Here is a 20315-nt window from a genome sequence, read left to right on the forward strand (position 1 = left end):
TTACGTTGAACGCGACTAATTGGGAGCTTGAATCCAGTTCCAAGCTTGTTCAAAGTCGGCTGAGGCGAATGCTTTTTCTTGAATATCAAACATTCGAGCGATAATAGCATCCGCATTCACCAACCAAGTAATAACCTTACTGTCAGCAACGATTGCTACTTTTTCGATTCGTTTTAGGTTTGTCAGTGTCCAGACAATGTCCTTAAATCCTGCCGCAAGCGACCAGTTAGCACTTTCATCAAGTATTGCCATCACACTTATTCTTTCATGTTCTGCCAATAGCTTGTCTACCTCAGCGATAATGTGTTTTTCTTGCACTAAATCGACGTTGTCATCAAATTCAATGACCAGTATATCTGGGCGTGGTGATGGTAGGGTAGTAAACATAAGCATCTCCTCCGAAAGGCTAAACTAATGGACTAGGATTTATTATCAAACCAATGCTGTTCAGAAACCATCTTGTTATCTTTGACAGTTACTTCATATTGTTTCTGTCCATCAGGTGCGTATTTGGTCACGATGCCATCATTGATGTCACCTTGATCGTAAGTTGCTTCGTAAGCTTTGTTTCCATTTGGATAGTAGCTAATGGCTAGACCGTCTTTCTTGCCTGAATCATAGTTTTCAACTGATCGTGGTTGGCCATTCTCATACCAAGAAGATAACTTACCTTGCAGTTCGCCATCATCATACTTCGCTGAGACAAGTTTTTGACCATTATAGGACCACTCATCGAAAGCGCCATTTAATACGCCTCCTTTATATTCTGCATCGACTTTCAACTGTCCATTTTCATACCACTGTTTCCAATCTCCGTCTGCGAGACCGTCCTTGTAATTGATGGTAGAAGAGACCTGACCATTTGGATAGTAAGTGGTTTCTGCACCTACGGCTTTACCGTTAGCAAATCGGACATGAAGTGCGTTTTGCCCGGAGTTATATTTGCGTGTAAGTTCACCGGTGAAAGGTGTGGTTTCGTTTACTTGGTAAGCGATACCGTTTCTAACTTGAACGTAGTCAACGGAATTTTCAGTATCTTGGGCAGTTGACTCGGTGGCATAAGCACCAACAGATACACAGGTAAGTACACCCGCAACAATTGCAATGGATTTTCTCATAGCGTTACCTCATATGTAGAGCTTTGGTCTGCCTATCCAGAATAGGCTTGAGATAGCGCAATTAAAAAGTGAAAAAGTCGACAAGTATTATTGCAAAAATAAAACGGAACCTTTGGTTAAAACACGTGACTAACGTGCTCAAAACTAACCAAAACAGGCATTCTGCTAACAAAAAAGCCAGAGCAAACGGCTCTGGCTTAGTCATAACGTGCAGCTATTTATTGCTTAGCAACATTACCCAATTTCAACCAGGTATCAATAACAGTATCTGGGTTCAGGGATACTGAGCTGATGCCTTGTTCCATTAGCCATTCTGCTAAATCGTCATGGTCGGAAGGACCTTGACCACAGATGCCGACATATTTGCCAGCTTGTGTTGCTGCATCGATAGCCATTTTCAACATCGCTTTGACTGCTGGGTTACGTTCGTCAAACAGATGTGCCACGTCTCCAGAATCTCGGTCTAAGCCAAGTGTTAATTGTGTCATATCGTTTGAACCGATGGAGAAGCCGTCAAAATACTTAAGGAATTCGTCAGCTAAAACTGCGTTTGAAGGCAGTTCACACATCATAATGACCTTAAGACCTTGTTCTCCACGGCGCAGTTCAAACTTAGCCAGTAAGTCGATAACTTGGGCAGCTTCACTTGGTGTTCGCACGAATGGAATCATGATTTCAACGTTCTTTAGGCCCATTTCATTGCGTACACGTTTTAATGCGCGAGTTTCTAACTCAAAGCAATCTTCGAATACCGGTGAAATGTAGCGAGACGCACCGCGGAAGCCCAGCATAGGGTTTTCTTCGTGTGGTTCAAATGCTTTACCACCGACGAGGTTGCTGTATTCATTCGACTTAAAGTCAGACATACGAACAATCACACGTTTAGGCCAGAAAGCAGCGGCAATCGTAGCAATTCCTTCAGTGAGTTTGCTCACATAGAAATCGATCGGGTCATCGTAGCCGCGAATGCGCTGAGTAATTTCAGCTTGTAGCTCTGGAGATTGCTGGTCGAAGTTAAGTAGGGCTTTCGGATGAATCCCTATCATTTTGTTAATGATAAACTCAAGACGCGCTAGACCTACGCCCTCATTAGGGATTTGAGCGAAGTCAAAGGCACGATCTGGGTTACCAACGTTCATCATTACTTTGGTCGGTAGAAGAGGCAATTCGTCAACGGCTGAGCGTCGTACTTCAAACTCAAGCTCTCCCTGATAAACGTAGCCCGTTTCGCCTTCTGAACAAGAAACAGTTACGGTCGCGCCATCGGCAAGGCTATCTGTTGCGTTACCACAACCAACGATAGCTGGGATACCTAGTTCACGAGCGATGATTGCAGCGTGGCAAGTACGGCCGCCTCGGTTGGTGACAATTGCAGAGGCCTTTTTCATGACAGGTTCCCAATCAGGGTCGGTCATGTCAGTCACTAGCACGTCTCCTTCTTGAACCAGTGACATTTGGTCAAGTGAATCGACCAATCTAACTGGACCCGTACCGATGCGTTGGCCAATAGCACGGCCTTCGACTAACACGTCTGCTTTGTTGTTCAGTTGGAAACGTTCGATGACATTTTGTTCACTTTGAGAGCATACTGTTTCTGGGCGTGCTTGAACGATGTAGAGCTTGCCATCAATGCCATCTTTTGCCCATTCAATGTCCATTGGACGCTGGTAGTGCTTTTCGATGATCATCGCTTGTTTAGCAAGCTCTTTGATTTCTTCATCAGTTAGCGAGAACTGGTTACGCTCTGCATCAGACGTGTCAATGATGTCGACCTGTTTACCAATTTCTTGATTGTTGGAGTACACCATTTTAATGAGTTTGGAGCCGAAGGTCTTTTTAACAATCGGCGCTTGTCCTTGTTCAAGAAGCGGTTTGTGGACGTAAAACTCATCTGGGTTAACGGCGCCTTGAACGACCATCTCACCTAGACCCCAAGCCGATGTAATGAACACGACTTGGTCAAAGCCAGATTCAGTATCTAAGGTGAACATCACGCCGGATGATGCTTGATCAGAACGCACCATACGCTGAATACCAGCCGATAGTGAGATACCGCGGTGGTCAAAACCTTGATGGACACGATACGAAATCGCACGGTCATTAAATAGCGAAGCGTATACGTGTTTAGTGGCTTCAAGAACAGCTTCGATGCCTTTTACATTCAAGAATGTTTCTTGTTGGCCAGCAAATGAGGCATCTGGTAGGTCTTCCGCAGTCGCAGAAGAGCGAACTGCTACAGATAGCTCTGTGTTGCCTTCAATGAGTTCTTGGTAATTTTCTCTAATGTCCTGCTCTAGGTCAGCAGGGAATGGGGCTTCTAATACCCATTGACGGATGGTCGCGCCTGTCTTACGCAGTGCGTCAACATCATCAACATCAAGTTCGTCTAGTAGGCCATGAATGCGCTCATCCAATCCTTCGAAATCGAGGAACTGGTTGAAGGCATAAGACGTCGTCGCAAAGCCATTCGGTACTGACACTCCCGCATTAGCAAGATTGGAAACCATCTCGCCCAGTGAAGCATTCTTACCGCCGACCTTATCGACATCGTCCATGGACAGGCCATTGAACCAAAGGGTGTTGTTTTGTTGCATGTCTATCTCCAGAAACATTGCAGCTGTAGGATATAGCAATCGATTACGTATTCAGTAAAAAAATAGTTAACTATTTTTCAAAACTGTGGGGGAACGTTATTGAATGCTAGGGTTTGTTATCGATATTATGTAATGCATCCTACTTAAATTTTTTTGAAAAATTAAATAAAAAATGAAAAATAATGGTCAAAGTCGTGACGTGTTCTACGTTTCTGACGGAACAGCGATTACTTGCGAGACATTGGGACACGTGGTTTTAGGACAGTTTCCGTTCACTGCGAATGAGAAAACGTTTCCATTTGTCGAAAGCGCACATAAGCTTGATGAACTCATTAGGGAAATTAATCAATCTTATGAACGCAACGGTGTAAAACCGTTAGTGTTTTTCTCCATTGTTGTACCTGAAATTCGCGCAGGTCTTATGCAGTCTTCTGCGTATTGCTACGATGTGTTGGAAAGTATAGTGGCGCAAGTGAAGGACGATTTGCAGCTAGAACCGAAACCTAAATTGCAACGTTCTCACAGCGTGGGGAAGGATACGGATAAGTACTTTGATCGTATTGCAGCAATTGAATATACCCTTGCTCACGACGATGGGATTTCACTCAAGAACCTTGATCAAGCTGATATAATACTGCTCGGTGTCTCTCGTAGCGGCAAAACACCAACAAGTCTTTATCTAGCCATGCAATTCGGTTTGCGTGTTGTGAATTATCCGTTTATCGATGACGATATTAAGCGTCTTCGATTGATGCCTGAATTTGAAATTCATCGTCACAAACTGTTTGGTTTAACCATTGATCCTGAACGTTTAACTGAAATACGAGAAAATCGATTGGCAGGCAGTGATTACGCAAGTACTGAGCAGTGTCTTCAAGAGCTGGCAAGTGTGGAGTCTTTATTTAGACGAGAAGCAATTCCGTATATCAATACGTCTTCATTATCCGTTGAAGAAATTTCAACCAGAATCCTCGAGAGAGCTGGGCTAAAACGCCGAGTGTTCTAGAAAACGACCACGAACTCACAGTGAATCTTAACGGGAACCGATATAATGTCGGTTCTTTTTTATCTTGAGTAACAAGCATTGTCCTTCAATATCTATCTATTCGCTTTACTTTGCGGCATTGTAGTTTTCATTATCGCGTTGCTGAGTCTAAAAAGCCTAGGTAGCCGTAAACAACGTTTTTTGTTTTCTGCTGCCGCTAGCGTCCTCGTCTGTGGTATTTCTTTGGGTATTTGGTCACAAATGCGCAATACACTCCCTGAGCTCGAACTTGCTGCACCATTTAAAAATGGTGAATCCATGATGCAAGAACTGCAGCAAGCACTAAAACAGAACCCTAACGATGCGAAAGATTGGTTTAGGTTAGGGCAGCTTTATATGCAAAGCTCTGAGTTTGATGCGGCGATTACTTGTTTTGACTACTCAATTCGACTGTCTGAGACCCCTTACGCTGGTCAGTATGCGGCAATAGCGACGGCGAAGTACTTTGATGAGTCGCAAACGATCACCCCTGAAGTGCAGCAGTTTCTTGATAAAGCACTCGAAATGGATGAGTACAACGACACCGCATTGCTACTTGTTGCGTCTGACTATTTTCTACATTCAGAACACAACAAAGCGATTGAAATTTGGACGAAAATCCTTGATTCCAATCGACCAGGGATTGATAGAGCGGCTATTATTGAGAAAATTAATCAAGCGAAACGCATGAGCGGCAACTAAATACTTACTGGTAATAATCTTTAGAGCCTCAACTTTTGTGCGTATAGATAAAGCCACCATACATATATTTGGTGGCCTCTGCGCCTAGAATAACGACCTTACTTCCCACCGTAAGCTTATCGCTATGAACTAGATTCGAAAAACTACACCAAATTGCAGCAGAGCCCAGATTTCCCCAATGTTTAGCATCATTGATGATCTTACTCGGGTCTATATCCAAAGCTTCAGCCATCATACTATCGATTCGCCCACTTGCTTGGTGGGGGATGATGTAGTCAAAATCGTCCAACTCAAAACCTTGCTCTCTCAGCGCGAGAATACTCGCTTGAAACAAGGCTTCGCCACTTTTACGGACATCGGTTGCGCTATGATGAAAGCGCGCCTTTCCCGCTTGAGTGTAAACAGATGCAGAGCCGCCGTCGAGAGATAAACCCGGTGACTTATCTATACCAATTTGACCAGTGAAACAGTGCGATATCGTACCTATTCCTTCGCTTGTCTCAGGTCCAATAATTACCCCTCCAGCACCGTCTCCCATTTGCATGTAATTCACCAATTGAGACTGGTCGAGAAAGCCTTTGTCGTAATCGAAATACACTGACCCTGTTTCGCTACCCACGATGGCGATGGGTTTGTTGAGCATAGCAAGGCGCGGAATGGCGATTTGTAAAGCACTTGCGAAACCTGTACAAGCTTGTCGCAGTTCCATAAACGGACCTTGGTATCGAAGCTTTTCGGCTACCCATGCGATGTTGGGAGGAAGCTGAGTGTCTGGCGTTGTCGTATGGCCAATAAGATAATCAATATCAGAGAGAGTATGTTGAGAGTTTGCGAGCAAATCTTTAATGGTATGAACTGCAAGACCAGAGTTGCTCGGATTTGGCTCGCTAGTATGAGTCTGAATGCTGCGTGAAAAATGACGACCTTCAATGCCAAGAAAAGGAACTATCCTTGCTGCCACTCTGGCAAAGCGTTTTCCGGAAAGTTGCTCAAGTGCTCCGAGTAGTTCCCCATTTGATAAGTGTTGTTCGGGAAATTGATGGCTGGCGGCAAGCAGTGAAACGCGCCCGGGTAGAAAAGTTGCAGTCATAAATTATCCCTCTTTAGTCTCGAAAATCATGTCTAGATTTACTCCAAGTACTTCAAACGCGTCATGTTCGGTATTGAGTAGCTCATATAGCTTGTCTGAGATGTTGATGTTCAGCTCACGCCATCGAGATTTATCGTATCCAAGTTCTATGGCGTGAAGCTTCGATACAGAGACATGCCTGGCCTCATCCTGTTTGATGGCGCGGCAAAGGAGAGTAAAAGGATGATGTGGTCCCAAAGCGCCTTTCTCAATAAACAGCATCAACTTACACACTAGGGCATCCAAACAAGCGATTTGAGCAAAGTGCTCTTCGAATGTTTTTCTTGCTCCCAATGAGGCAAAGAATCGCTGGCTGCGTCTTTTTATTGCAAGTATATCTGCAGGTTCTTCAATTTGATGACGAACCCACTCTAGAGCCTCTTCATGGTATTTCTCATCGGCAACGATACGCTCAAAATCGTTGGCGGCAATTGCTAAGGGACTTTCTTTTTGCCTCACTGATTCGTTGTAAAACACCCATTGAGAAGATTGTTCACCACATACTAGCAATGGCAAAAGGCGTGAAAGTGCCTTGCGTTCCATGTCGGTAAATTCAAGTAGTCGATGTTGGTATTCGTGCAACCAGTAGCGAACTGGACTTTCGCTAGGCACATCTAGTGGCACAGCTGGAAAACAAGGTTTCATGGTCACTAACACACCCTTTTTACGACACACAATATAGTTAGACCGGAAAGTTGAGAATTTCTTTCATCTGTTATTTAAATCTATGATGAAATGGTTCGAAAGTCCTAATTCCCTCATAAACTGTAGTTTAAATTTTGTCGGATTTAGCTCTATGATGAACAGAAGCTTATGTTTTCTTCATCGGAGGTAAAGTATGGCGAACATAGATAATGTGTTGGTTCCTAACGGTTTGGTTGAAGGGCGTGTACTCGCTAAGAAGCAGTGGACAGAAAAGCTCTTCAGCCTTGAAGTGGCAGCATCGATAGAGACTTATGTCGCTGGTCAGTTTACTAAATTGGGTTTACTGAACTCAGACGGCGAATGGGTTCGTCGAGCTTATTCTATGGTGAATCACCCGAAACATCCTTATGGCAAAGATCATCTGGAGTTTCTCATCATTGCCGATGACAACGGTCAACTGTCGCCGAAATTAAACGACCTAGAGGTGGGAGACAAACTGTTTGTCGGTAAACAGCCTTCGGGTTTTATGACTCTAGAAGAAATACCGGATTATGCCAAAGCGCTTTGGATGCTCTCTACCGGTACGGCGATTGGTCCCTTTCTCTCTATTTTAGAAGATGACTCGATTGCCAAACGCTTTGATAGCATCGTTCTTGTCCACGCCGTCCGAACCCAAAGTGAATTAGTATACTCAGACTCTATCGAATGTGCGAAAAACGCGTTGGGCGACAAGTTTCATTTCGTTTCTGTGGTGTCAAGAGAAGCGCATCCCACTAGTCTTAGAGGTCGAATTCCCGAGTTACTACTTAATAGGAAGGTTCAGAAACAGGTGGGCTTAGCGCTGAGTGCGCCAGACAGCTTTGTATATATTTGTGGAAACCCTGCAATGGTCAAAGATACAAGTGAGACACTGCTAGAGCTAGGACTTACTAAACATCTGCGTCGTAAGCCGGGTAATTTTGCGAGTGAAAATTACTGGTAGCCGCTAATAGGTGTAGCCTACACCAAAGTAAGCAGCCTCAAGACCGGTGTTATAACCTACATCAGCGGTGAAACCGGTGACGCCAGTTTTAAACAACAATCCAATATTGCCATTAAAACGGAGTGATGAGTCATAAGTTCTGATTGGAGAACCATTGAACTGCTCTTCGCTTCGGTTGGCAATTCCGGCACCAATATAACCGACAAAATTCTCACTCAAAGATTTTACTAGACCCACATTAAGAGCGAAATCATCATTGTTAGGGCCCGTTCCACCAGCCAAGTTGCTGTAAAAGCCGAAGCTTAAATTACGATCGTGATAAAGACCTACGCCAAAACCACCGTCACTAGTTGTGCCGACAGAAACGCTGTTGTAAGTGCCTGCAAGTAGGGGAGAGCTTACTACGCAGAGAACAAGTACGAGATGCTTTTTCATAGAGCGCCAATTTAGGTGTCTGATAGTCATAGACTTAATGGTAGCAAAAAGCCCCAACTAAGTGGTTGGGGCTTTAACTAATAATCGAATAGATCACAGAATCATATTAGTGAAATATTAGTACTTCGCTTCTCTTGCTTCTGCTTCTTTGTCCCACTCAGGTACGACGGTTTCTAAGAAGTGCTGTTTCTCAGCGTTCATCTTATCCATATCCATACCTAATGCTGCTTGAGCTTTCTCTTTAGTTGAGATATCAGGGATTTCTACCGGATCAGTGATGCCTTTCTTAGCAAGCAGTCGGATAAGTTTCGCACGTGCATCTGCTGCTTTGTCTACTGATGTACCAAGCACCTCAAGTGCCACTTCTGGAGCGTGCATATGCACACCATGAGAAGCGATGGCATAGTCCCAGCGCCATTGTGCATGACGAATATCCATTAAGATAGGTTTCATCTCTTCTTCTGTCGCACCTGCATCCCATGCAGCACCAGCTTCAAAGTGAGCGGCAACGATTTGCTTTTCAGCGGTAAGCTTCATATTAAGAACCTGAGCTTTGCGCGTTGAAACGATGCCTTGTAATTGCTCTTTCGTTTGAGTGTGACAATTAGCACAAGTATCTTCGAAGCGATCAAATGGGTTACCAACTTTGTGGTCAGTAAAGACCGTACCATCTTCTTTGGTCACTTTAGGCATATGACAGTCAACACAAACTACACCGTTCTTACCGTGGATACCATCACGCCAAGTTTCGTATCCTGGGTGTTGAGCTTTTAGCATTGGCGCTTTAGAAACTGCATGTTGCCAATCTTTGAAGTTCAATGCATCGTAGTACTCTTCCATTTCACCAACAGTTGTTCCCATATCCCACGGGAACTTAACCGCTTTCGTTGGGCCAGTGAAGTAGTACTCTACGTGACACTGAGCACAGACAGATGCTTGCTGGTCTAAGCGAGATTGTTCGTCAAACTTCTTGCCAATAGCTTCGAATGCACGTTCTACATACGGCTTTGCGATTGCCAATGCAGGCTCGCCGTTTTTAAACGCGTCACTGCGAGTATCGTGACAGTCAGCGCAGCCTATAGGGTTAGAGATTTCTGCACCTAGTCTTGCCCATTTGCCTTCAAAGTAGCCATCTTCGCCACGTTCATCGATCACACGACCAACATCTGGGCTTTTACAGCTCCAACATGCCATCGGCATAGGGCCTGATTTAGGATCTGTTGGACCGCCTGTTCTCAGTGTTTGTCTTACATCGTCTAACGCATAAAAGTGACCGCGCGCCTTATTATAGTCTTTAGCAAAGCCATAGCCTGCCCATAGGATGACCATATTAGGGTCATGCGCTAACGCATCTTCTATTTCTTCACTTTCACTTGTTTCTTTCCACGTTTTATATTGATCGGGATGATCTTTTTCGTAGGCTTGATTTCGAGGGTCAATCAACCCTTCTTCTGATGCTGCATAAGCTGGCACACTCGCGGCGCCTAATAGAGCTATTGCAGCAACGGAACTTAGAATCCAGTGCTTTTTCACAGTGTTATCTCCATATTCTAATTTTTGAAATGCGTTGTGGGGCTATTTCCCTAAATAAGATTTGGAGACGTCTTATCTTATTAAGACCTGTTAATATTAGCTCATATTCATTAATACTTAATTACATGTCGGGGCGTTTACTGTTTTAGATCAATTTATCTAAGTGATTGAGTTCACATCTATTTTCAACTAACCCTAAAGGGGTAGAAGTCCTTATTTGTGATGGTATTAATTATCATTTTTAAATGGAAGTTATGTAAAAATTCACACACAAACATTAGTGATATTGCTCACTAATTACCTCTAAAGTGATAGGCAAATAACACATCGGAAACTATGATCGTCATGTGAAGCGTTGTGGCTCATCCTAAATAAGAATTGATTACATTTCGTTGGTAATGACTTAATTCAAGTAATTACTAGAGGAAAGTTATTAATTATTAATCTGACTTTGTAGGTTTTACCTTCAATATTGGGTTTAAGGAAAGGATACAATGGGCAATGTTAAATTGACCATGGTGATAATGCTTCAGGCCCTCCTAGCATTTACTCTCTATGGTTATTCACTCAATGCCTTAGCTGATGAAGCAGCCCTCGAAAAAGAAGGGGTATCTCAACGGCATAAGGTGGAGTTGATTCGTGACAAGGACTATAAATGCGTTCAGTGTCACAAAGACTCTAAACAGACACTTGCTGGCTCTCACGGAGAGGACGCAATCGAAATCATTGGTAGCGAAGTTAATTGTACTCAATGCCACAGTAATATCGGTCCAGATCACCGTGACGGTGGTTCTACGGTCATTAAATATCATCCTGCGCAGTCTCAACCGGGTTCCGATAAAACATGGTTAGACCCTGAAGCTATCCTCAAAGCAAACAGCCGATGCACCGAATGTCATCAGCCGCAATATTTGCGCGAAGATAGCTGGACTCATGATGTGCATGCGAAAAACCTAACCTGCACCAATTGCCACTCAGTGCATGCCGAGAAAGCGAAAGTGCTTTCTTACGACCACAAAGCAACTATTAAGATGTGTGTCGATTGCCACAAAGACTTCAACGAAAAACGTGAAGAGGAGGGCAAGTAATATGAGTTGTTCAAGACGAAATTTTCTCGCGGGCACAGGCGCTGTCATCTTTACCACGGGGGTGGCAACAACTTCAGTGTTAACTTCTCGACAGTCGGTAGCGAGTGATGACACCAAAAAAGCGGTGCGCTATGGCATGTTGCATGATGAAAATGCCTGTATTGGTTGTACCGCTTGTACAGACGCTTGTCGTGAAGTCAACAAAGTACCGGAAGGTGTTTCCCGCTTGGAAATTCACCGCTCAGAGCCTATTGGTGAGTTTCCAGATGTGGAGTATCGATTTACTCGTGATTCCTGCCAACATTGTGAAAACCCTCCTTGTGTTTATGTGTGCCCAACAGGTGCAGCTTATAAAGATGAAGAAACAGGCATCATCGATGTACACAATGAAAAATGCGTAGGTTGTGGTTATTGCTTAGCAGCATGTCCTTACCAAGTGCGCTTCTTCAATCCGGAAACTCGCTCTGCAGATAAATGTAACTTCTGTCGTGACACCAATTTAGCCGAAGGCAAGTTACCGGCGTGTGTGGAAAGTTGTCCAACTAACGCTTTGGTGTTTGGTGATTTGAATGATCCAAACAGCGATATTAATAAGATGAAGAGTATCAAGGTGATATACCGTGATAAAGAACAATTAGGGACTAAGCCTAAACTGTTCAAAGTTCCGTTCCATAAGGGGGAGGTATAGTATGAGTACTTGGGAAACTGCCTTTCATTTCGACTCTCTTGTGTGGGATTGGATTATTGCGATCTATCTATTTTTGGCTGGTATGTCTGCGGGTTCTGCACTGATAGCGATTTATCTTAAGCGAAAAGTCATAGAAGGCGATCCAGCGCAAAATGGCATCCTGAAGGCTATGGCCTGGTTGGCGCCATTTGGCATTATTGTTGGTCTGTTGATCTTGGTATTCCACTTAACCAAGCCACTCGAGTTTTGGAAAATTATGATTTACTTCAACCCTACGTCAGTGATGTCGATGGGTGTGATCTTATTCCAAGTCTACATGGTTGTCTTGTTTGTGTGGATTGGCATGATTTTCAGAAAGCCAATTATGGATGTTTTGGGAAGCAAGTTCGATTTTGTAGAGAACATTCTGATTAAGTTCGAGAAAATTGAGAATGGTTTGGAGTTGTTTTTAGGTTTCTTAGCTATCGTATTAGCGGCTTATACTGGCTTCTTATTATCGGCACTGAAAACCTATCCAATGCTTAACAACCCCGTGCTTCCGATTTTGTTCTTGTTCTCAAGTCTGTCGTCGGGTGCCGCTGCAAGTCTATTGTTTGGGATTTTGGTGTTTAAAGAAGATGCGCATAGCCCAAGTGTCAAATGGGTACACAGCTTTGAACGTCCTGTCGTTTTGTTCGAACTGTTTGTCATCGTTACCTTCTTTACCGGTCTTATCTTTAGTGGTGGTCAAAACGAAGCGGCCGCTTGGAATGCTATCGGCGGTGGATTCTGGTCTAACTGGTTCTGGTATGGCGTTATCGGTATGGGTATGTTGTTACCTTTGGCAATGAACTTCTTTAGTTCTGAAAAGGCAAAGCATAACCACGGCTTTATCCTAGTCGTCACAAGCCTTAGCTTAATCGGTGTTTTGATGCTACGTACGTTTGTGCTTTATGCAGGCCAAATGACGGTAGTCTAAATATACTATCCCCGTGAAAGCGGGGATCTTCTAAAGCACTCTCTGCACAAATCTATATCGAGTGTGTTTTAGAAGAGTAACAGAGTCGTTTTCACTCTTGGCAACAACATAGAGGTTACATGATCGGGTACATTGGATTATTCACTTTGATAGTCGTTGCTGTCACGAGTAGTTTAGCGAGCATGAGCGGAGTCGTCTCCTATCGACTGCCGCTGCAACACAGACTGCACCTAGATAAAGTAGTGCAGTTACTGACATTACTAAGTATGCTATTTGCGGTTGCTGCTATCGTGGTACTTGCTGTCGCCTTCGCTGTTGATGATTACTCAATAAAATACGTTTCAGACAATTCAAACAGTCAACTTCATCTTGGTTACAAGATTGCTGCCACGTGGGGTGGCCATCAGGGATCGATGCTATTCTGGGTGGTGACGCTGTCACTTTGGGGTGCGGCTCTTTCTTTCGTTCAAGATTCTGTCAGGCGACATGCTATGTGGTTAATGCAGCTTATCGTCGCCATATTTGCTTGGTTTACATTGCTTGCGTCTAATCCATTTGAATTAAATGCCGTAATACCAACTCAAGGCAGAGACTTAAACCCCATGCTTCAAGACATTGGTCTTATCATTCACCCGCCATTGTTGTACGTCGGCTATGTCGGGTTTGCATCGGTATTAGCGCTAGCCTTGGGTTCACTGTTTACTTCGTCTTTGGGAACTTCGGCCAGTTCAACCCAATGGGTGGTAAGCGCAAGAGTGTGCGCCGTGGTTGCGTGGCTATTTCTGACTGCGGGTATCGCTGTCGGTTCTTGGTGGGCGTATTACGAACTCGGTTGGGGAGGCTGGTGGTTCTGGGATCCTGTGGAGAATGCCTCATTGCTACCTTGGTTAACCAGTTGCGCGCTAATACACACTATGATGCTTGCTAAACACCGTCAGTTGGTGTTCTGGACCTATTCTCTTGCATTCATTACGTTCTGCTTGAGTATCCTAGGCACCTTTATTGTTCGCTCAGGCGTATTGACTTCTGTTCATGCATTTGCGGTTGACCCAACCAAAGGTTTCAGTTTGTTGGCGATCTTAACCATCATCTTTGTTCTGGCTTTTGTTTCTTTGATATTACGTTCGGATAGCCTTCATTCTAAGGCTATCACTGATATTAGAACTAAACCTTTTCTGATACTTATTGCTGCAAACCTGTTTGCGTTGGCGACCATGGTTGTGGTGTTTGGCACGTTTTATCCTATGGTGTATGAGCTTCTGGGCTTAGGCAATATTTCCGTTGGTGCGCCGTATTTCAATTTGTTGTTTGGTCCACTCTCCATTTTTGCTTTATTTGTCATGGGGTTTGTACCGTTTTGTCGGTGGAAATCTGATGAGAAACGAGTGCTTACCCCGCTCATGGCGGTCTTGTTTGTTGCCAGTTTAATCGCCGCATTTGCCGTCGTATTGTATTACTCACAACATAACGCATATGTTGGTGCAGAGTGGTCGTTTTGGGCATTTATGACGGTCTGGGGCAGTGTGTGGGTGGTGCTGTCTCATCTGCGGCTATTGCACAGTCATAAGATGAATCGTGGCCTGTATGCAGTGATACTGGCACACGTTGGAATTGCTGTGGTCGCATTTGGCTCTGCGATGAATGCTGAGTATTCGTATGAAATGACAAGAAAGCTAGGGCCGGGTTCTAGTGTGGAGTTTGGTGACTTTAACGTTCGTTATCTCGATACCCATCTCTATGTTGCTCGCTCATTCAGTTCAGAACAAGCTGAGATTGAAATTACTCCACTATCGAATCCTTCAAAAATACAACGTGCTTATCCTGAGAAGAGGCACTATCCCGTACGCGTGATGAACATGACAGAGCCTTCTATGACGCCAAAATGGGATGGCGATATATACATATCATTGGGTGATAAAGTGGATGCTGAGCACTACGCGGTTCGCATCCAGTTTAAAGCTTTTGTGCGATGGATATGGTTTGGGGCGTTGTTGGTTTGTTTATCTGGAGTTTGGATGCTCTTGTCTCAGTTATTCTCTATTAAGCGTGTGCAATGTGAAAATAGTGTAGGAGACACTAATGTTGTTTAGGAATATCGTAATCGCTGGCTTCCTCTTATTATGTTCAATCCTAGCGCCAGTTGTTCATAGCTCGGAGAGCCAATTCGTGGAACTGTTTGAATTTGATTCACCCAAGCAGCAAAAACAAGCGATAGAACTGGCTAAAACACTACGTTGCCCGATGTGTCAAAATCAGAACTTAATTGAGTCAAATTCTCCGGTCGCGAAAGACATTCGTCTAAAAGTGTTCGAATTAATCAAACAAGGGAAAACAAACCAAGAAGTGAAGGACTTTATGGTTGCTCGTTACGGTGAACATGTTCTTTATCGACCATCCATGAGTCGTCACAATGCGTTGCTTTGGGGAGCGCCTATCGTTTTTGCACTGGGGCTTGTCGTGGTTATCTTTGTTAATGTAAAACGAAAGTCTCAATAATATCTAGTTGATCTTTCAACGGTAATTGTATATTCCTTTAACCCTATTGGTACAAGTAGGGACGGTTGTACATGTCATATTTCATTTCCTCGGACAAACGTTTATTAGATATTCCTCTCATCCATAGAGAGTTAGCTAACAGCTATTGGGCTAAAGGCATTCCTCTCGACGTGGTCGAAAAATCCATCGAACATTCTCTTTGTTTTGGTGTGTATACCGCCTCTAACGAGCAAGTTGGCTTCGCTCGAATGATAACTGATAGAGCGACGTTTGCTTATTTAAGTGATGTATTTGTAGTTGAAAAAGCAAAAGGAGAGGGGTTGGGTAAGCAACTCATTAAAGCCATTGACGAACACCCAGAGCTGCAAGGGTTAAGACGTATCATGCTCGCGACAAGCGACGCTCATGGATTGTATCGGCAGTTTGGTTATCAAGAGGTTAGTAACCCGCAAATCTTAATGCAAAAATGGAATCCTGCGATATATGACTAAATCTGCTGTCACGTTCGACACTATCTCTGAACACCCTGAGTTTAAGGCTACCATTGTTGATTGGTATTATCATCAGTGGGGGAAAAGAGATCCTAACAATTCACTTGAAAGCTATACGACCAAGCTTGATGATTTACTCGATAATGGCGGCATCCCTGTTAGTGTCGTCGGTGTGCAAGATGGTGAATTGGTTGCGACCGCACACTTGAGACTAAATGAAATTCCAAGTTTCGAGAATTACGAGTTTTGGTTGGGTGGCGTTTATGTGCATCCATCGCGTCGAGCGTCAGGGGTAGCCTCGCAGTTAGTGAAGCAAATGATAGCAGAAGCCAAACAGCTCGGTATCGGGACACTCTACCTTCAAACAGAGAATCTGACAGGTGGGCTCTACGCCAAACTAGGGTGGGAGAAACGGCATCAACTCAATAATAAGGGTGTTGAAGTCATCGTCATGGCAAAGGAGTTAAGTAGTGACGCCTAAACAGCAAACATTTCTAAACCAGTACTTAGAACAGTTAACTACCTCAGAGCGAGCAAGCATAAAAGATGTGATTGCCGAGCATTTTTGTGGCGATGAATACAATGCCAACCAATGCGCGAAGCTAATTAATGAAGGTATTAAAACCGCTTCATGTAGCCTAAAAGCGGGGTATGAGATTGAGCAAGAACCATTGCCTCAAGTTGGGCGGTTGTCTGTTGTTTTGGACTGGGACCAAAATCCTATATGTATCATCAAATTGACATCGGTTGAGGTTTGTCCGTTTAATCAGGTATCTGAAGCGTTTGCTTATGCGGAAGGCGAAGGAGACAGGACCTATCAATGGTGGAAGCAAGCGCATCTACGTTTCTTTGAATGGTACGCGAACGAACTGAACATCACATTTAGTGAGTATGATGACTTGGTGCTTGAGCGTTTTGAAAAAGTGTTTCCGAGGTAATTAACCATGCTTATTCTAGAGACACCTCGATTGCAGCTGAGACAAATTGGTCGTAGTGACTTCGAGCTTTTCCGGCTATTACACCAAGATCCAGAGATTATCCGTTTGTGTTTTGATGCCCCTTCTATGGACGAAATTAAACAACGATTCGAAGAGCGACTACCGGTTTGGCAGCCAGGTAGCGATCAGTGGTTATGCATGACAATTGTGTTGAAAAGTAATCAAGCTAAAGTCGGTGTTACAGGGTTCAAGGTATCAAATCGCGTTGCAGAAGTCGGTTACCTCATGCTCACCGAATTTCAAGGGATGGGTATTGCTACAGAGTCGCTAAAATGCGTTCTAGATTGGGGAATATCGCAACTCGACGTCTCAAAGTTTAATGCTGTCGTAACTCAAGGTAATCATGGCTCCGAACGAGTGCTAGAGAAATGTGGATTCCACATTAAATCGATAGAGAAAGAGGCGTATGTTATCGGAGGAAAAACGTTCGACGATATTATTTATCAGCGCAATGTCACGAAGAGAGGAGAGTAAAGTGATAAGAAATGTTCAAGAGACAGACAGTATAGCTATTGCTAGGATCTACAATCATTATATTGCTCATTCGACATGTACGTTTGAGGAACACCCTGTAACCGATGCAGACATGGCTGAGCGTATTCGCGTTGTTGTTGATTCCGCTCTACCTTGGTTGGTGTATGAGCATCAAGGACAAGTGGTTGGCTATTGTTATGCAAAAAGATGGAATGCACGCAGTGCTTACCGATTTACAGTTGAGTCCTCTGTGTATGTTGACCATGAAACACCAATAAAAGGTGTAGGTTCCAGATTATACGATGCACTGTTTAACGACTTACAGACACGTGGTGTTAAGAATATTATGAGCGTTATCACCTTACCAAATGACGCCAGCGTAAAGTTTCATGACAAGATGGGAATGCAGCAGGTCGGTCACTTTAAGCAAATCGGATTTAAGTTTGAGCAGTGGTTGGATGTGGGCTATTGGCAAAAGGTTTTAGATTGATTAACGCCCTATAAATTTTCTTGAATTTATTTTGGTACTGTCCCCATATTATCCTTAGTTCACACTTTTTTTAGGCAACACATTCTGAACTGAGTGATTTTAGCGTTTAATAGACTTTGGAATCATCATGGGCAAGCGATACATCATAAGCAGCAAACATCACGACAACTTTATGTTGCGCCAACAACATGTAGATAAAATAGCCTTGGTGACCGAAGGTGGGGGGCAACGAGGAATCTTTACCGCAGGTGTTCTTGACGCTTTTTTACGTGCCGACTTCAATCCATTTGATTTGCTTATTGGTACGTCCGCTGGTTCGTTGAATCTCGCTTCCTATATCTGTGGACACCAAGGTCATGCCTATAAAGTCATAGCTGAAGCAACTCGCCATCCCGAGTTTTTCAAGCTCACTAAATACCTCTTAAGCGGCGAGGGGTTGGATTTAGACTTTTTGGTCGATAGTGCAGAAGTCAATATTCCACTGAATTGGGATAAGGGCTCGGACCTGTTGAAGACTAAACAGGTTATAGCGGTCGCCACTCATGCTCAAAAGCTGACCTCAGAGTGCTTTGATGTCACGGTTGATAACTGGAAAAATGTGCTAAGGGCGTCATGTGCTATTCCCGCATTACATAAAAACCCCGTTGTGTTTGATGATGCACGGTGGCTGGATGGTGGTGTTTCAGCTCCAATCCCGGTAGAGGAGGCTTATCGTCGAGGCTACAAACATATTGTGGTCGTTCGTACTATGCCTATCGATTTTGACGACCATCATCCGCTGTTGGAAGCGATTTTAAAACGAGCGCCAACTAAAACGATGAGTGAACTATCAGCAATTCTTATCAAGCATGAGGAAAGCTATCGTAAAACACAGCGTTTTCTCGCATCACCACCTGATGACGTTAACATTTACGAAATCTCGCCGGCAATAAATCTTAAGTCTTCAGTTATTGGCAGTACTAAAAAAAAACTTGATGCGGATTATATGCATGGTGTGCGTTTAGGGCGCTTATTTGTGGAAAGTGTTGGCAGAAAACTCGATATTCCCTATACACCATATAAACGGCATAAAATCGTGACATCAGAATTTGCCAATGATGATGCTTATCACCAAAAAATCGATGAGGTTTGGGAGAATCGAACTCGCGGTCATTTTAAAGGCGCGATGGATTGCGATATTGCTTGGGTCAATGTCAACCCACAAAACCTGAATCGAGCGTTGGTTTTAGTACAAGGCCGCAATGAGTCGTGTTGGAAATATAAAGAGTTAATGTATGAACTCAGCCAGCATTTTAGTGTTTACTCTTTTGATCATCGAGGGCAAGGTGAGTCAGAACGATTGGTTGAAAATAGCGAGTTGGGTCATATTGATCAGTTTGTCCATTATGTGGATGATTTAGCGCAGTTTGTCGAGAATGTGGTTCGCAGCAAAGACAGCGATGAAGTGATGATGTTGGCGCACTCAATGGGCGGAGCGATTGCGACGCAATTTATTGCAAAATACCCTGACACGATTAAAGCGTGTGCGTTGACGAGTCCAATGTTTGGAATCAAGCTACCTAAGGTGGTAGGTGGCATACAAACCGCAACGATTAAGATGATCAGTCAGCTGCAGAAAACGCCGCACTTTGCACCCAAGCAAACTGCGTTTGTAACCAAAACGTTTGAAGGAAATGATCATACAAGTAGTCCAACGCGTTTTAAAGCATACAGTGACCTATTGAATAATCATCCCAAACTAAGACTTGGTGGAGTGAGCCCCAAGTGGATTACGGAAGCGATGGCTGCGGGTAAAACATGTATTTCCCAAGCGAAAAACATCAAAACGCCAATCTTAATTATTCAACCAGAAGGTGACAATGTCGTTTCCCTATCGGCACAAGATTCGTTTAATGAAAAGTGTACGAGCTCTCGACTATTGACCATACCTCACGCTAGGCACGATGTGCTCATTGAAGCGGACCGCTATCGAGATTGGGCATTGAAACACATTATGAATTTTTATGATCACAAACATAAATTCATGTAGTTCGCGCAATGTGAGAACACGCGGGACCATCTGATAAGGAATAACGATGACCACGCTAAAAACTCGTCCCACAACAGAAGACCCCAGTGCTTTTATTGAATCAGTTAAGAATGAGCAAAGAAGGAGCGATGCTGAGACTTTGCTCACAATGTTCACCAAAGTGACTGGGCGGGAACCTGTTATGTGGGGAGAAAGCATTATCGGCTTTGGCGAATACCGTTACACTAACACTCGAGGAACGTATTCTTGGATGATGACGGGCTTTTCGCCACGGAAACAGAACCTGACCCTTTATATCATGCAAGGCTTTGACAATCTCCAATCCGAACTGGAGAAACTTGGCCAGTTCAGAACGGCAAAGTCATGTCTTTACATAAATAACCTATCAAAAATCGACCTGAAAGCTTTAGAGTTACTGCTTGTAATGCAATATACAAAGCA

At 43.8% G+C, this 20315-nt stretch carries 22 protein-coding genes; 15 read left to right on the forward strand and 7 right to left on the reverse strand.

Annotated features, from left to right (window positions below; all coding sequences use genetic code 11):
• Nucleotides 1–15: 15 nt before the first annotated feature.
• The 3 genes from HW45_RS24070 to ppsA form a co-directional block, all read right to left on the reverse strand.
• Nucleotides 16–387, reverse strand: coding sequence for an STAS/SEC14 domain-containing protein (locus tag HW45_RS24070; protein ID WP_038230381.1), 372 nt, complete (start codon nucleotides 385–387; stop codon nucleotides 16–18).
• A gap of 32 nt (nucleotides 388–419) precedes the next feature.
• On the reverse strand, nucleotides 420–1118 hold the full coding sequence (locus HW45_RS24075) for a toxin-antitoxin system YwqK family antitoxin (protein ID WP_006074245.1): 699 nt from the start codon (nucleotides 1116–1118) through the stop codon (nucleotides 420–422).
• 218 nt (nucleotides 1119–1336) lie between these two features.
• Nucleotides 1337–3730, reverse strand: a complete 2394-nt coding sequence (gene ppsA / locus HW45_RS24080) for a phosphoenolpyruvate synthase (protein WP_038230382.1) — start codon at nucleotides 3728–3730, stop codon at nucleotides 1337–1339.
• Between the two features lie 154 nt (nucleotides 3731–3884).
• Here ppsA and ppsR point away from each other — a divergent pair, with 154 nt between their 5' ends.
• Nucleotides 3885–4718, forward strand: a complete 834-nt coding sequence (gene ppsR, locus HW45_RS24085) for a posphoenolpyruvate synthetase regulatory kinase/phosphorylase PpsR (protein WP_038230384.1) — start codon at nucleotides 3885–3887, stop codon at nucleotides 4716–4718.
• 78 nt (nucleotides 4719–4796) lie between these two features.
• Nucleotides 4797–5438, forward strand: coding sequence for a TPR domain-containing protein (locus HW45_RS24090; RefSeq protein WP_051868346.1), 642 nt, complete (start codon nucleotides 4797–4799; stop codon nucleotides 5436–5438).
• 28 nt (nucleotides 5439–5466) lie between these two features.
• Here HW45_RS24090 and HW45_RS24095 read toward each other — a convergent pair whose 3' ends face one another.
• Both HW45_RS24095 and HW45_RS24100 read right to left on the reverse strand, forming a co-directional pair.
• The gene (locus HW45_RS24095; protein ID WP_038230386.1) at nucleotides 5467–6528 is read right to left on the reverse strand and encodes a 3-oxoacyl-ACP synthase III family protein; all 1062 of its coding nucleotides are present in this window, start codon (nucleotides 6526–6528) and stop codon (nucleotides 5467–5469) included.
• A 3-nt stretch (nucleotides 6529–6531) separates the two neighbouring features.
• The gene (locus HW45_RS24100; protein WP_038230388.1) at nucleotides 6532–7212 is read right to left on the reverse strand and encodes a hypothetical protein; all 681 of its coding nucleotides are present in this window, start codon (nucleotides 7210–7212) and stop codon (nucleotides 6532–6534) included.
• A 193-nt stretch (nucleotides 7213–7405) separates the two neighbouring features.
• Between HW45_RS24100 and HW45_RS24105 the strand changes: the two genes are divergently transcribed.
• Complete coding sequence (locus tag HW45_RS24105) at nucleotides 7406–8194, forward strand: ferredoxin--NADP reductase (RefSeq protein WP_038230391.1); 789 nt, start codon at nucleotides 7406–7408, stop codon at nucleotides 8192–8194.
• A 3-nt stretch (nucleotides 8195–8197) separates the two neighbouring features.
• On the opposite strand, the gene HW45_RS24110 is transcribed toward HW45_RS24105, so the two are convergent.
• Both HW45_RS24110 and nrfA read right to left on the reverse strand, forming a co-directional pair.
• Nucleotides 8198–8629 (reverse strand): hypothetical protein, encoded by a 432-nt coding sequence (locus tag HW45_RS24110; protein ID WP_038230393.1) that lies wholly within the window; start codon nucleotides 8627–8629, stop codon nucleotides 8198–8200.
• Between the two features lie 117 nt (nucleotides 8630–8746).
• Nucleotides 8747–10162, reverse strand: coding sequence for an ammonia-forming nitrite reductase cytochrome c552 subunit (gene nrfA / locus HW45_RS24115; RefSeq protein WP_006074229.1), 1416 nt, complete (start codon nucleotides 10160–10162; stop codon nucleotides 8747–8749).
• A gap of 494 nt (nucleotides 10163–10656) precedes the next feature.
• On the opposite strand from nrfA, the gene nrfB reads away from it, so the two are divergent.
• From nrfB to HW45_RS24175, 12 genes are all read left to right on the forward strand, one after another.
• Nucleotides 10657–11250, forward strand: coding sequence for a cytochrome c nitrite reductase pentaheme subunit (gene nrfB / locus HW45_RS24120; protein WP_006074227.1), 594 nt, complete (start codon nucleotides 10657–10659; stop codon nucleotides 11248–11250).
• A 1-nt stretch (nucleotide 11251) separates the two neighbouring features.
• Nucleotides 11252–11938 (forward strand): cytochrome c nitrite reductase Fe-S protein, encoded by a 687-nt coding sequence (nrfC, locus tag HW45_RS24125; protein WP_006074225.1) that lies wholly within the window; start codon nucleotides 11252–11254, stop codon nucleotides 11936–11938.
• 1 nt (nucleotide 11939) lies between these two features.
• Nucleotides 11940–12896, forward strand: a complete 957-nt coding sequence (gene nrfD, locus HW45_RS24130) for a cytochrome c nitrite reductase subunit NrfD (RefSeq protein WP_006074224.1) — start codon at nucleotides 11940–11942, stop codon at nucleotides 12894–12896.
• A 119-nt stretch (nucleotides 12897–13015) separates the two neighbouring features.
• The gene (locus HW45_RS24135) at nucleotides 13016–14986 is read left to right on the forward strand and encodes a heme lyase CcmF/NrfE family subunit (protein WP_038230395.1); all 1971 of its coding nucleotides are present in this window, start codon (nucleotides 13016–13018) and stop codon (nucleotides 14984–14986) included.
• Nucleotides 14976–15392, forward strand: coding sequence for a cytochrome c-type biogenesis protein (locus tag HW45_RS24140; protein WP_038230397.1), 417 nt, complete (start codon nucleotides 14976–14978; stop codon nucleotides 15390–15392). The genes HW45_RS24135 and HW45_RS24140 overlap by 11 nt, the downstream gene beginning before the upstream one ends.
• A gap of 71 nt (nucleotides 15393–15463) precedes the next feature.
• Nucleotides 15464–15883 (forward strand): GNAT family N-acetyltransferase, encoded by a 420-nt coding sequence (locus HW45_RS24145; protein ID WP_006074218.1) that lies wholly within the window; start codon nucleotides 15464–15466, stop codon nucleotides 15881–15883.
• On the forward strand, nucleotides 15876–16364 hold the full coding sequence (locus tag HW45_RS24150) for a GNAT family N-acetyltransferase (RefSeq protein WP_038230399.1): 489 nt from the start codon (nucleotides 15876–15878) through the stop codon (nucleotides 16362–16364). Before HW45_RS24145 ends, HW45_RS24150 begins: the two co-directional genes overlap by 8 nt.
• Nucleotides 16354–16821, forward strand: a complete 468-nt coding sequence (locus HW45_RS24155) for an ASCH domain-containing protein (protein ID WP_038230401.1) — start codon at nucleotides 16354–16356, stop codon at nucleotides 16819–16821. Before HW45_RS24150 ends, HW45_RS24155 begins: the two co-directional genes overlap by 11 nt.
• 6 nt (nucleotides 16822–16827) lie before the next feature.
• Nucleotides 16828–17355 carry a GNAT family N-acetyltransferase gene (locus HW45_RS24160; protein ID WP_038230403.1) on the forward strand — a complete coding sequence of 176 codons (528 nt, stop codon included), beginning with the start codon at nucleotides 16828–16830 and terminating at the stop codon, nucleotides 17353–17355.
• A gap of 1 nt (nucleotide 17356) precedes the next feature.
• Nucleotides 17357–17845, forward strand: a complete 489-nt coding sequence (locus tag HW45_RS24165; protein WP_006074211.1) for a GNAT family N-acetyltransferase — start codon at nucleotides 17357–17359, stop codon at nucleotides 17843–17845.
• A 127-nt stretch (nucleotides 17846–17972) separates the two neighbouring features.
• A complete protein-coding gene (locus HW45_RS24170; protein WP_038230405.1) occupies nucleotides 17973–19874 on the forward strand; it encodes an alpha/beta fold hydrolase in 1902 nt (633 codons plus the stop codon).
• 46 nt (nucleotides 19875–19920) lie between these two features.
• Nucleotides 19921–20315 (forward strand): DUF1801 domain-containing protein (locus HW45_RS24175; RefSeq protein ID WP_081875901.1); only part of this gene is annotated, 395 nt, incomplete at its 3' end.

Origin of the sequence: Vibrio sp. ER1A (genome assembly GCF_000733315.1) — a bacterium.
GTDB lineage: Bacteria > Pseudomonadota > Gammaproteobacteria > Enterobacterales > Vibrionaceae > Vibrio > Vibrio mediterranei.